This is a genomic window from Pseudomonas sp. microsymbiont 2 (assembly GCF_054788395.1).
In genome coordinates, this window is sequence record NZ_CM139112.1 from 2,485,318 (window position 1) to 2,497,606 (window position 12,289).

Annotated in this window: 14 protein-coding genes; 4 read left to right on the forward strand and 10 right to left on the reverse strand. The window is 64.8% G+C overall.

The window, feature by feature from the left end; genetic code table 11:
- The first annotated feature begins 136 nt into the window (after positions 1–136).
- Positions 137–1,456: a Na+/H+ antiporter family protein gene (locus ACYUME_RS11280; protein WP_460418914.1), complete on the forward strand. Its 1,320-nt coding sequence runs from the start codon at positions 137–139 to the stop codon at positions 1,454–1,456.
- Between the two features lie 215 nt (positions 1,457–1,671).
- Here ACYUME_RS11280 and ACYUME_RS11285 read toward each other — a convergent pair whose 3' ends face one another.
- Both ACYUME_RS11285 and ACYUME_RS11290 read right to left on the reverse strand, forming a co-directional pair.
- Positions 1,672–2,679: a FecR family protein gene (locus tag ACYUME_RS11285; protein ID WP_460418915.1), complete on the reverse strand. Its 1,008-nt coding sequence runs from the start codon at positions 2,677–2,679 to the stop codon at positions 1,672–1,674.
- Between the two features lie 175 nt (positions 2,680–2,854).
- Complete coding sequence (locus ACYUME_RS11290; RefSeq protein ID WP_279888109.1) at positions 2,855–3,193, reverse strand: hypothetical protein; 339 nt, start codon at positions 3,191–3,193, stop codon at positions 2,855–2,857.
- Between the two features lie 160 nt (positions 3,194–3,353).
- On the opposite strand from ACYUME_RS11290, the gene ACYUME_RS11295 reads away from it, so the two are divergent.
- On the forward strand, positions 3,354–4,175 hold the full coding sequence (locus ACYUME_RS11295; protein ID WP_460418916.1) for a shikimate 5-dehydrogenase: 822 nt from the start codon (positions 3,354–3,356) through the stop codon (positions 4,173–4,175).
- Positions 4,176–4,228: 53 nt separating this feature from the next.
- On the opposite strand, the gene ACYUME_RS11300 is transcribed toward ACYUME_RS11295, so the two are convergent.
- From ACYUME_RS11300 to ACYUME_RS11310, 3 genes are all read right to left on the reverse strand, one after another.
- Complete coding sequence (locus ACYUME_RS11300; protein ID WP_460418917.1) at positions 4,229–4,471, reverse strand: hypothetical protein; 243 nt, start codon at positions 4,469–4,471, stop codon at positions 4,229–4,231.
- 93 nt (positions 4,472–4,564) lie between these two features.
- The gene (gene gloA / locus ACYUME_RS11305; RefSeq protein ID WP_460418918.1) at positions 4,565–5,092 is read right to left on the reverse strand and encodes a lactoylglutathione lyase; all 528 of its coding nucleotides are present in this window, start codon (positions 5,090–5,092) and stop codon (positions 4,565–4,567) included.
- 208 nt (positions 5,093–5,300) lie between these two features.
- A complete protein-coding gene (locus ACYUME_RS11310; protein WP_460419339.1) occupies positions 5,301–5,660 on the reverse strand; it encodes a histone-like nucleoid-structuring protein, MvaT/MvaU family in 360 nt (119 codons plus the stop codon).
- 359 nt (positions 5,661–6,019) lie between these two features.
- On the opposite strand from ACYUME_RS11310, the gene ACYUME_RS11315 reads away from it, so the two are divergent.
- A complete protein-coding gene (locus ACYUME_RS11315) occupies positions 6,020–7,309 on the forward strand; it encodes an OprD family porin (RefSeq protein WP_460418919.1) in 1,290 nt (429 codons plus the stop codon).
- A 63-nt stretch (positions 7,310–7,372) separates the two neighbouring features.
- Positions 7,373–8,122 carry a precorrin-6A synthase (deacetylating) gene (cobF, locus tag ACYUME_RS11320; protein ID WP_460418920.1) on the forward strand — a complete coding sequence of 250 codons (750 nt, stop codon included), beginning with the start codon at positions 7,373–7,375 and terminating at the stop codon, positions 8,120–8,122.
- A 28-nt stretch (positions 8,123–8,150) separates the two neighbouring features.
- Here cobF and ACYUME_RS11325 read toward each other — a convergent pair whose 3' ends face one another.
- The 5 genes from ACYUME_RS11325 to ACYUME_RS11345 all read right to left on the reverse strand — a co-directional run bounded on the left by ACYUME_RS11325 (position 8,151) and on the right by ACYUME_RS11345 (position 12,274).
- Positions 8,151–9,014 (reverse strand): LysR family transcriptional regulator, encoded by an 864-nt coding sequence (locus ACYUME_RS11325; protein ID WP_279888115.1) that lies wholly within the window; start codon positions 9,012–9,014, stop codon positions 8,151–8,153.
- 64 nt (positions 9,015–9,078) lie between these two features.
- Positions 9,079–9,570, reverse strand: coding sequence for an HvfX family Cu-binding RiPP maturation protein (locus ACYUME_RS11330; protein WP_279888117.1), 492 nt, complete (start codon positions 9,568–9,570; stop codon positions 9,079–9,081).
- 17 nt (positions 9,571–9,587) lie between these two features.
- The gene (locus ACYUME_RS11335; RefSeq protein WP_460418921.1) at positions 9,588–10,211 is read right to left on the reverse strand and encodes a hypothetical protein; all 624 of its coding nucleotides are present in this window, start codon (positions 10,209–10,211) and stop codon (positions 9,588–9,590) included.
- Positions 10,212–10,340: 129 nt separating this feature from the next.
- Positions 10,341–11,081: a sel1 repeat family protein gene (locus ACYUME_RS11340; RefSeq protein ID WP_460418922.1), complete on the reverse strand. Its 741-nt coding sequence runs from the start codon at positions 11,079–11,081 to the stop codon at positions 10,341–10,343.
- Positions 11,082–11,173: 92 nt separating this feature from the next.
- Positions 11,174–12,274, reverse strand: coding sequence for a hypothetical protein (locus ACYUME_RS11345; RefSeq protein WP_460418923.1), 1,101 nt, complete (start codon positions 12,272–12,274; stop codon positions 11,174–11,176).
- Positions 12,275–12,289 lie beyond the last annotated feature (15 nt).

Genomic DNA, 12,289 nt, shown 5'->3' on the forward strand with positions numbered 1-12,289 from the left:
GCGGCTTTGACTTCCGCTTGATCGTGCATCAGAGTGTGCGCCCTTCATACAACATCCTCAGTTTCGGTCACGGCTCCGAGCAGCCCGTCGCTGGAGCGCCCGCTTTTTCGTCTGTAGTAACGAGGTTCGCACACTAATGAATGCAGTAATTGTCGCGGTAGGACTGATGCTGGTCCTGAGCCTGTCCCGCGTGCATGTCGTCATCGCCCTGATAGCCGGCGCGCTTGCCGGAGGGCTGGTGGGTGGCCTGGGTATCGAGGGTACGCTCAAGGCGTTCAATGGCGGCTTGGGCGGCGGTGCGACGGTGGCACTGTCCTATGCGCTGCTGGGGGCCTTTGCCGTCGCCATCGCCAAGTCGGGCCTAGCCCACGCGCTGTCCGATCAGGCGCTGATGATGATCAATCGTCAGCGGCACAGCGATGGCGGGGAGGTGAAATGGGTTCTGGTCACGCTGATCCTGATCGTCTCGGTTTGCTCGCAGAACCTGGTGCCGATCCATATCGCGTTCATCCCCCTGTTGCTGCCTCCCTTGCTGTACGTGCTGACCCGGTTGCGCATCGACCGACGACTGATCGCTTGCGTGATCACCTTCGGCCTGATCACGCCGTACATGTTCCTGCCGGTGGGGTTCGGCAATATCTTCCTCAACGAGATCCTGCTGGCCAATGTCAGCCGCGCGGGGGTCGATGTCAGCGGCGTCAACGTCACCCAGGCCATGGCCATTCCCGCCGCCGGGTTGTTCGTAGGGCTGCTGATCGCGGTGTTCTTCAGCTATCGCAAGAAACGCGACTATGACCTGGCGCGCATCCAGGAGGTCGAGCAGGTGGATGTGCGCTACACCCCGAGAACCTTGCTGGTGGCCGCGGGCGCGATCGTCGCCGCATTCGCCGTCCAGCTTTGGCTCGGCTCGCTGATCCTGGGGTCGCTGGTGGGCTTCCTGCTGTTTTCGCTCTCGGGCATCGTGCGCTGGAAGGAGAGCGACGACCTGTTCACCGAGGGCATGAAGATGATGGCGATGATCGGCTTCATCATGATCGCCGCGTCTGGCTTCGCCGAGGTGATGAAGGCCACCGGCGAGGTGAACAGCCTGGTGGAGACGTCGGCGCAGTGGATTGGCCACAGCAAGGCAGTCGGTGCGTTGCTGATGCTGCTGGTGGGCCTGCTGGTGACCATGGGTATCGGCTCCTCGTTCTCCACGGTGCCGATCCTGGCCGCGATCTTCGTGCCCTTGTGCATGCAGTTGGGGTTCGACCCATTGGCCACGGTCTGCATCGTCGGCACCGCCGGTGCCCTGGGCGACGCCGGCTCGCCGGCATCGGACTCCACCCTCGGACCAACCTCCGGCCTGAATGTGGATGGCCAGCATCACCATATCTGGGACACGGTGGTGCCAACGTTCATTCACTACAATCTGCCCCTGCTGGCTTTCGGCTGGCTGGCGGCGATGGTGCTTTGAGCCGCGATCCGGGCTGCTCGATCAAAGCGCAAACCCCCGATCGTCCTGCGTGTTATTGGGGCTGCTTTGCAGCCCTTCGCGGGTAAACCCGCTCCCACAGATACAGGGTAAGCTCCGAGCGTTGCGCGGCCCTGTGGGAGCGGGTTTACCCGCGAAGGGGCACAAGGCCGCCCCAGCTCCTCAAGTGAACAGCATTACGATCGTCCCGTGGGGTTTCAGCCGCGAGGTGGGGCCGGGACGATGCGATTGAGCACGGTGCTGCCGTCCTTGCTGCGGGTCAGGTAGACCGGCAGCACCTTGGGCAGGGTGTCGACCAGGCGCGCAACCTCGGCGATGTTGTAGATGCCGCTGATGCGGATAGTGCTGGTGCTTTCGTCGGCCAGCAGCAGCGGCTTGTCGAGGTAGCGGTTGATGACGGGCAGCGCCTGGCCCAGGCTCAGGTTGTCCAGCACCAGCTTGCCGCTGCGCCAGGCCAGGCTGTTGCCATAATCGCTGCTCTGGATCAGCTCGGGCTCGAAGTCGCCCTTGTGGTAGCTGGCCTGCATGCCAGGGCCGAGACGGTAGCCTCCGCTGTTGCCGGTGCTGCTTACCAGCACCGAGCCCTCGACCAGTGTCACCTCGACCTGGTCCTCATACTTCCACACGTTGAACTGGGTACCGGTGACCCGGGTCTGGCCGTTGGCGGCGCGGACGATGAACGGGTGGTTGCTGTCGTGCGTGACCTTGAAGAAGGCCTCGCCCTTGACCAGGGTGACCCGGCGCTCGTCCTTGTAGTTGAGAAAGCGCAGCTCGCTGTTCAGGTTGAGCTCGACGCTGCTGCCGTCGCTCAGGCGAACGTGGGTCACTTGCTGGCTGGTTTCAAAGTGCTGGTAGCGGTTGGGAAGCCAGCCTTGCTCCCAGCCGATCCAGCCGGTCAGGGGCAAGGCGAGCAGGGCGATGGCCGCTGCCGAGGCATAGGGTCGCCAGTGGCGCACGCGCCGCTGGAGCTGCGGCGCTGGCTTGAACTCGACGACTTCGGCGCTGCGCGGGAGCAGGTCGGCGGTCTGCCAGATTTCCAGCATCGCCTGGTATTCCTCGGCATGCCGTGCATCGGCGGCCAGCCACTGAGCGAAAGCGTCCCGTTCGGCCGCCGTGCAATCTTCGCAGTGCAGGCGCATGCACCAGTGCGCGGCGGCATCGGTGATGACATCGTCTTCGTTGGGAAGGTGGCGGTCCTGGTTCATTTCGGCTCCCGGTTTTGCCGGCATTCTACCCTTGGCGGGAGCTTCCGAGAACGAGTTAATGGCGAATGACTATCAATTGTATGATTTTTCGTCGTATATGCGTTTGAGTCCCATCTGTGTCAGGCGAAGGCCTGACACAGGCGTCAGAACTCTCTGTCAGCCACGCGCAGGGCAGTCACCAGCGCGGCGGGCCGTAGTAGACCGGTGGCGGGCCGTAGTAGCGGCGATACATGGGTGGCGGCGCCGGCACGTAGCGTTCCACCACGTAGGGCTGGTAATAGACCGGCGGCGGGGGCGCCTGCACGTAGACCGGTGGCGGTGCGTAGACCGGCTGTGGCTGAACGTACACGGTGCGGTCATGCCCGCCCGAAACGGCCGCGCCGACCACCGCGCCAACCACTGCGGCGCCGATCACGGGCCCCGGGCCATACCAACCGCCGCCATGGGCCGATGCCTGCCCGCTGATGGCCAGCACGCCGACCAGCAGGGCGATTCCGGGGATGAGACGTTTCATGGTGATACCTCGCAGGAAACCCCGTGCTCGGGGCTTGCCTACTATGACCGCAAGGTGTGTCAGGTGCGCCAGGGGCAAGGGTAAAGGTTGTGTAAGGGGCGACCAGCGGTCAGGTCTGGTACGCTCGGATAATCGTTTCAGCAAGGACCCAGGAGCCGTGATGAGCATTTCACCCAGCAGCAACACTGTTCTGTGCATTTCCCTGGCCGGGCGCCCCGGTACCTTCGGGGTGCGCTTTCACAATCACCTCTACCAGCAGCTGGGGCTGGATTACTACTACAAAGCCATGACCACGCAGGACCTGCCGGCGGCCGTCGGCGGTATCCGGGCGCTGGGTATCCGTGGCTGCGGCGTGTCGATGCCCTACAAGGAGGCGTGCATGGCCTTGGTGGACGAGATCGACCCGTCCGCGGCGGCCATCGACTCGGTGAACACCCTGGTCAACACCGATGGGCATCTGAAGGCGTACAACACCGACTATCTGGCCGTACGCCAACTGCTCGAGCGACATCGCGTCGACCCTGCCACTGGCTTTGCCCTGCGCGGCAGTGGCGGCATGGCCAAGGCCGTGGCCAGCGCGTTGCGCGACGCCGGCTTTCGCGATGGGATCATCGTCGCCCGCAACGAGCAGGCTGGGCGCCAGCTGGCCGATGCCTGCGGTTATCGCTGGCTGCCCGAGCTGGCTGATCGTTGCCCGCCATTGCTGGTCAATGTCACGCCGATCGGCATGAGCGGCGGGCCGGAAGCGGACCAGTTGGCTTTCCCGGAAACGGCCATCGCAGCGGCCGAACGCGTCTTCGACGTGGTGGCGATGCCAGCGCTTACGCCGCTGATCCGGCACGCGCAGGCACTGGGCAAGCCGGTGATCACCGGCTTGGAGGTGATCGCCCTGCAGGCGCTGGAGCAGTTCGTGCTGTACACCGGCGTGCGACCGACGCCGGCGCAGGTGGAAGCGGCCGTTGCCTATGCACGGCAAACCTGAAGCACCGGCGTTGTCGAAGGGCTGCAAGGCATGCTCGCTGGCCAGCAACGCCCTCAGAACACGCCACGGCCCGCATCGAGCCGCTCGTCGACCAGCGCCCGGCCATGGGCCAGGGACACGTGCTGGGCATTGTCCAGGTCGGCGAAGAATTTCATCGGCATCGAGATCCGCTTGCTGGTGTGGCCTTCGGGATCGGTGATCAGGCACCCGGCGGCGTAGGGCAGGGGCGAGTCGGGATGGGGCATCACGCTGGCGGTGATGGTATGGTCGCGGTATTCACAGTGAAGGGTTTGCATCGTCCTTACCTCGCTGTGGCTTGGAAGCGCCGTTACTCCCATATACCACAGCAAGGGGCCGGGAGTTCCCGGCCCGACGAGCGCGCGGGCGAGTCAGCCTTTGAGCTCGCTCGGCTGGATCACCTCGACCCAGTAGCCATCCGGGTCCTTGACGAAAGCCAGGTGGTTCATGCGGCCATCTTGCAGGCGTTTCTGGAACGGTACGCCAAGCGCCTCGAAGCGGGCACAGGCGACGCGCACGTCCGGCACCGAGATGCAGATGTGGCCGAAGCCGCGCGGGTCGGTGTTGCCATTGTGGTAGGCGAATTCAGCGTCGTGCTCGGTGCCGTGGTTGTGGGTCAGCTCCAGCACGCCCGGGATCGACTTCATCCAGCGGTGACGCTCGGCGTCATCGGCCGGGATTTGCGCCGGGTCGACCAGGGCCAGGAAGTACAGGCTGAAGGCCGCTTCCGGGAAGTCGCGCTTGTCCACCAGGCGGAAACCCAGCACACGGGTGTAGAAGTCCAGCGATTTCTCGATGTCCTTGACCCGCAGCATGGTGTGGTTGAACACGAAGTTGGCGGTGGCGGCGTCTGGCTGGGCGGTAACGCCGGGCAGGGTTTGCAGATCGTGCAGGCTCATGGGTACTCCGAAATCAGGCCTAGTCATTCAAGCGGGCCATGATACGGCAGTGAGCCTGCAGCGCAAATGAAAGCGCCCCGCACGAGTGCGGGGCGCCGGAATTAGAGGCCCGCATGTGCGGGCGCGTGATGGGGTCGCTAGTCCTTTAGCTGGTTCGATACTGCGCCAGTGCTTGTGAAAAAAGTGTGAAGTGCTTGTCGAGGTTTCATCAGAGCACCCAACTTTCCACCGTCTGCGCGCCGTACTGTTCTTTCCAGGCCTTCAGGCCCCGGTGATTGCCACCCTTGGTTTCGATCCGCTCGCCGGTGTGCGGGTTCGCGTAGACCTTCACCACGCGTGGGCGCCGCTGTTGCTTGACGGCGCTGGCCGGAGTGCGGGTCGCGGCCTTGGGGTCGAGAATGGCGATGATGTCGCGCAGGTTCTTGTCGTAGCTTTTCATCAGGCCGACTAGTTTCTGCTCGAATTCGATTTCGCGTTTAAGGCCGGCATCCTTTTTCAGCGCCTCCAGTTGTGCCATTTGTTCCTGAAGCGCTTTTTCGGCAGCACGAAACTCTGCAAGTCTGGACACTGTCATCACTCCTGTAAGTCTGCCGTGGCATGACGTGACGAACATGAAAACTGCATTGGACGCCGGCCACGCGGGTGGGTGTAGCTGTTCGCTGAGTGAGAGTGTAGTGGTCGCCGGCAAGTGGGTAAACAGCAAACTTTCAATCAATTAACCGGGAACTTTGCCGGTTTTTCGCGGTGTATTCGAAACGTGTCTCGCAGCACCTTGGTAGCGGCCTTAGACCATGGTCCCATGGTGCGCGCTAGAGCGATCGGTTGAAAATTAACGATGATGGTCGAAATGTATTCGTCCTTCCTGTAGTGCCGGTGCAATCGGTTGCCCGGATCGTTTTTCTGCCCTTCTTTTGGATGTTTCCTCGCATGTTTGCCCCTTTCCCCATCGCCCCTGGGCGCCGTGTTACCGGCCTGTTTTTCCTGTGCGCCGGTATCAACGCTCAGGCCGCCGGCTTTCTTGAAGACAGCAGTGCCAAGGTTGAAGCACGCAATGTCTATTTCAATCGGGATTTCCGTGACGGCCATAGCAGTTCCAGCCAAGGTGCGTCGAAGCGCGAAGAATGGGCCCAAGGCTTTATCCTCAATGTCCAGTCCGGTTATACCCAGGGCCCGATAGGCTTTGGCGTGGATGCGCTGGGCATGGTCGGCTTCAAGCTGGACTCGAGCCCCGCGGACAGCAACAGCGGCTTGCTGCCGTCCTCCGGACATGATCCGCGCCACTCCGCCGACCAGTACGCCAAGATGGGTGTCGCCGGCAAGGTGAAGGTCTCCAGGACCGTGCTCAAGTACGGCTCGATGATGCCGGACGTGCCGCTGCTCAAGTACAACGATGGCCGCCTGTTGCCGACCATGTTCCACGGCGCCTGGCTGACCTCCGAGGAGGTGCGCGACTTCAAGTTCACCCTGGCGCGCTTGAACCAGTACACCGCGCGGGACTCCAGCGACCGCCAGGACATCCGCGTGCATTGCAAGAACAAGCGCTATGCCTGTGACATCGAGGCCGATCACTTCGACCTGGCCGGGGTCGACTACCGTTTCAATGATCGTGTCAGCGCCCAGTACCAGGTATCCAAGCTGGAAAACATCTACCGTCAGCACTTCCTTGGCCTGGTCGCCAGCCAGCCCCTGGAGGTCGGCAGCCTGTCGGCCGACCTGCGGCTGATCAAGAGCGACGATATCGGCAACGCCCGCGCTGGCCGGATCGACCACCGCGCCTTCAGCGGCATGCTCGGCTACAGCCTCGGCGGGCACAAGCTCAGCGCCGGCTGGCAGCGCATGTTCGGCGACAGCGCCATGCCGTACCTCGATGGCAGCAATCCCTACCTGGTCAACTATGCCCAGGTCAACGATTTCGCCGCCGCCCAGGAGCGCTCCTGGCAGGTGCGCTACGACTACGATTTCAAGGCCCTGGGCGTGCCCGGCCTGACCTTCTTCACCCGCTACATCAACGGCGACAACATCAAGGTCCCGGGCAGCAGCGCCGAAGGCAAGGAATGGGAACGTGACAGCGAACTGAAGTACCAGGTGCAGAGCGGCACGTTCAAGGATGTCAGTGTGCGCCTGCGCAACTCCACCTATCGCAGCAACTATGAGAAGTGGGCGCGTGACATGGACGAGACCCGGGTCATCGTCAGCTACAACTTCTCGATCCTCTGAAGGCCTTTGCCAAACATCGGTGGTCAACCGACAATGACCACCGGTCTTCAGGCAGGTCAGGTGATGAAACAGCTGTTATTGATCGGTATCGGCCCCGGCGATCCTCGCCAGGTCACCTACCAGGCGGTCGAGGCCTTGCGGCGCGCCACGGTGTTCTTCGTGCTCGACAAGGGCGCGGACAAGGATGAGCTGACAGCCCAGCGCCGGGCGATCCTCGAGCGCTATCTGCCCCAGGGCGGCTATCGCCTGGTGCAAGTGGGCGACCCTCTGCGTGATGGCCAGGCGGCGGACTACGTGGGCGCCGTGCAGGATTGGCACGCCCAGCGCGCCACGCTGTACGCCCGGCTGATCGAAGACGAGCTGGGCGTCGACGACGTTGGTGCTTTCCTGCTCTGGGGCGAGCCTGGGCTGTACGACAGTACCCTGCGTATCCTCGACCTGGTCCGTGAGCGTGGGGTGCGGCTCGAGCTCGAGGTGGTTCCCGGCATCAGCAGTGTCCAGGCCTTGGCCGCCAGGCATCAGATCCCCCTCAACCGCATCGGCGAGCCACTGACCGTGCTTCCTGGGCGACGCCTGGGCGAGCAGGCACGGATCGACAACGTGGTGGTGATGCTCGATGGCCAGTGCGCATTCGCCGCGCTGGAGGATCCGCAACTGACGATCTACTGGGGCGCTTATCTGGGCACGGCCGACGAGCTGCTGGTGAGTGGGCCGTTGCCGGCGGTGAAGGCGCGCATCCTCGAATTGCGCGAAGCGGCGCGCCGGCGCAAGGGCTGGATCATGGATACCTATCTGCTGCGGCGCGAGCTGTAGCGATCGACACCGCCCCGGCGCTGCTCGCTCACGCCTCCAGCGCGGTCTTGAGCACCGCGCTCAGATGCCGCCGTTGGCTCTTTTCATGCTCGAGCAGGACCATGCGCCGGGTCAGTTGCGGTTCGCCGAAAGGCAGCACGGTGGCTGGCGGCAGGCGCCCGAGGTCGTCATCGCTCATGGGGATGATCGCCACGCCTAGGCCCATGGCCGCCATGCGGGCCAGGGCTTCCTGGCTGTCCAGCTCCATCTGCTCGCTGACCTGCAGGCGCTGGCGGCGCAGTTCCTGTTCGATCTGCCGGCCGGCCCAGGCGCGTTTGTCGAAGCGCAGGAACGGTTGGCTGGCGAGCAGCTGGGGCAGGCTCTGTCCCGCCAGCTCGGGGCTGGCGATGGCCCAGAAACGGTCCTCGAACAGCGGCGCGTACCGCAGGCATTGTGGGTACGGGCTGACCGGCTCGGTGGTGATCGCGGCGTCCAGCTCGCCGTCCTCGACGCGTCGGGCCAGCTCGGCCGACATGCCCGAAACCACGCTGACGTGCAGCAGGGGGTGGTGGGCCTTGATCCATACCAGGGCCTGGGGCAGGCGTCGGGCCAGTACCGTGTGAATGGCGCCGATGCGCAGGCGCCCGCGCAGGCTGGGCGCGCTGGCCAGGGTATCGGCCAATTCGTCGTAGGCGGCCAGGATGCCTTCGGCGCGGGCCACCGCGAGCTGGCCGGCCTCGGTCAGCATCACCTGGCGACGGCTGCGGTCGAACAGGGCGACCTGCAGTTCGTCTTCGAGCAGCTTGATGTGCAGGCTGACCGCCGACGGCGTCAGGCTGAGCAGGTCGGCGGCGCGGGCGAAGGTGCCATGGCGGGCGATGGTCACCAGGGTGCGCAGGGCTTTGAGGGACACGCGAAAGGCTCCGGGGCGAGCAGGTGAGGGCATTGTCCGGCCCGCCCCGAGCGCTGGCAAGCGCCTAGCGCCGATGGCGCCTGAGCCAGCCGTCCAGGCTCAGGCGTCCGGCGCCCTTGAGCAGCAACGGTGCCAGCGCCACCAGATAGATCAGCGGCAGTTTGTAGTTGCCGTATCCCTGGTCGGTGATCGCATAGCCCCGGCCGAGGTCGGCCAGGCTCGACCATTGGCTTGGCCAGTGCACCGCGGCGATCGCCACCACCGTCACCACCATCAGCAGCGCCGAAGCCAGGCGCGTGCCCAGCCCGAGCAGCAGGAGCACTGGGCAGATCAGCTCGGCCCACATCGACAGCTGCCAGTTCAGGCCGGCCGGCAACAGGTCGAAGGGAAATGGAAAACTCGACTGCAGGTCGGCGAACCAGTTGCTGCCGTTGAACTTCTCCAGGCCCGACTCGAAGAACTCCCAGGCCAGGAACAGTCGTAGCGGCAGGTCGGCGCCCCAGTTGCCGACGCGGTCAAGAGCGGTAAAGGGGCGATTGAGGGTGAGCGAAGGCATGATCGGGCTCCGGATGTTCAGTTGGACAGTGATGGGGTGGCCCGGCGCAGGCGCAGGGCTTGCTTGGCGACGAGCTTCAGGGTGATGGCGGCGAACATCAGGGCGAACGCCAGTGGGTAGCCGCCGCCCAGTGGAAGGCGCTTGTAGAACGACAGGCAGAACACCGCCGCCAATACCCAGGTGCCGGTGCTGTGCAGACCTTTCCACAGGCGCGGTCCGAGCAAGCGCATGGGGGCCTTGAACGAAGTGAGGGTCAGCAGCGCGATGAACAGATAGCCGACCGAGCCCGGCAGGTTCGCCAGGGCCGTGCGGCCCGCCCAGAACAGCTCCGGGAAGCGTGTGGCGTAGAGCGCGATCAAGCCGCCGTGGACTGTATGCGAGAAGGCGAATGCCAGGCCCAGGTAGCGCCGCTCACGTATCAGCTGACGGCTGAAGGCGCTCGGCAGCAGAGCGGCCAGCGTCGAGGCGAGGAACGTCAGCAGAAACAGCGCGAACGAGCTGCGGGCGGTAGCGCGAATCGCACCGCGCAGGCCATCCGCGCCAACGGGGGGCGTGGCCAGCACGCTTGCGGCCATCAGTAGCGTCAGGGCGGCGAGGACGGCGAACAGCCGCCAACCGGAGGGCAAGGGTAGGGCTTTCATGGGCGATTCCCGGGACAGGCGGCGATGGCGGGATGCCGTCGCGCTGAGCTGGCCGGGAGTGTGCGGTGCCGGGGTATCTGCCGTGTGTCGCGGGGAGGGGGGGTATGTATCGGTCTGTAGCTGGTGGGCTCAGCGGTTGCTGCTCAGGCGTTGCTGCGCCGCCGCGCAGCCGTTGATGTCCACCGCCTTGCGCAGATGGGTCAGGCGCTGCTGCGGATCGATCTCGGCCAGCAGGCGGTAGATCTCGGCCTGGTAGTCGCGCTGACGCCCCCACTGCATCTGCAACCCTTGCGGGCGGGTGCGGCTGCAGGCCAGTCGAGTCGCAGGCTGCGGGTAGTACGGTGCGTACAGGGTCGCCATGCTGGGCACGGCCTCCAGTGCTTCGCGGTAGGCGGCACTGGTGTTGTACGGCTGGCACCAATGGGCGATCGCCAGGGCGGGTGGGGCGAAGCCTTGCTTGAGGCTGGCCTCCAGCAGCGGGCAGGCGGCGTCGGCAATCTGGCCGGCCGGCAGGTAGGTGGTGTAGTACAGGGCCAGGCGGTACTGGGCCACCGGATGGCCGAGGGCGACGGATTTTTTCAGCAGCGCCACCGCCGTGGGCAGGGTATGGGCCATGGCCTGACCCTGGCGACTTAATTCAGGATCGCCGCTGGCGGTGCGCAAGGGGCTGGCGTTGGCGTCCTGATTGTCGGCCTGTTCCAGCAGCGGCAGGGCCTGGCGGTAGAGCAGATCGGCATGGGGGTCGATGTTCACCTCCAGCGCCTGCGCGACCGTCGCCGCCAGCAGCAGGGGCAGGCATATGGCTCGACGTGCGCGGTGGCGGTGGCCCTGATGCAAGGTCGCGGGCTGGGGGGCGGCTGGATAGGTCATGACGGGTACGCGTGTGCCTCGGGCGGATCAGGAGCGACGACAGCGTATTCTAGCCAGCCAAAGCCTTTCGCCGAAAGCCCGGCAAGGCACTATCAGACCAGCTTGATCGGCGAGACCTTGCGCAGGGCGTGTTTATCTTGGGCCAGGCCGAGCTTGGCGGTGATCACCTTGGCCAGGGCGTTGTTGCCCAGGTCGTTGAAGTGCAGGCGATCGACGAACAGATTCTCGCTGAATACCGGCGAACTGCTGAGCATGCAATTCATGTCGTAGCAGGGCACGGGGTCGGCCTGGCTCTTGATGCGCCGGAAGAAGGCCATGTGCAGCTGGCTGTCGTAGGTGCTGTCGATCAGGCGGTCGAAGTGGGTTGGCTGGCGGTTCAGGCGATCCAGCATGGCCTGTTCGGCGCTGGGCAGGTTTTCCCGGCACCAGGGCAGCAGAGGCTGGAGGATGAAGGTGAGGGTGGTATGGCCATCGGCCAGCAGGCGCTCCCACTGGCGCAGGGTGCGGCCGATGCAGTCGGCGGCGCGGATCAGGCGCTTGTCGGGGCTCGACAGCGCCTCGAGCAGTGGCCATTGCGCTGGCCGGCGCGGCGCGAAGAGCTGTCCAAGGCGTTGCAGGAACGACTCGCGCCGCGGCGGCTCAGGCGGCTGCACACCTTCGTTGAAACGGTTGAGAAACGCCTGGTACGTCTGGCCGTTGTGAGGGTCCTGAGTACCCGCGAGCATTTCGCCGAGGGTTTCCTGGGCCAGGGTGTTCAGGCCACTGAGCACGACCACATGGCCGATCTGGCCGACGCGGTGTTGGTGGGTGAGGAACAGCAGCAGCTCCTGCGTTGCGTTCAGCCCGCAACCGGCCAGGCTGAGCCAGATTTCCCCGGTCAGCACCGACAGGTACGACGCCACGGTATGTTCGTCGGAGCTGGCACCGATGCCCATGGCGGTGGACCCGCCCACCAGCAGGTTGACCCGCGCGCCGCCGCCGCGCTCGGCCAACGAGAAACGCTTGCCGGCGCAATGGCTGTAGCGCATGCCCAGGGCGTCGGTATTGATGGTGCCGGAGCGATAGCCGCGCTCGTGGATGTACAGGGTGTGCGGTGCCCGCCGACTGCCCAGTTGCAGGAAGTGCTGATAATCGGTCGGCAGGGGGGCGGGAGCATCCATGGCGGCGGTGGACGAGGCATCGATCGTGGTCATGGACGCTCCTTTGGG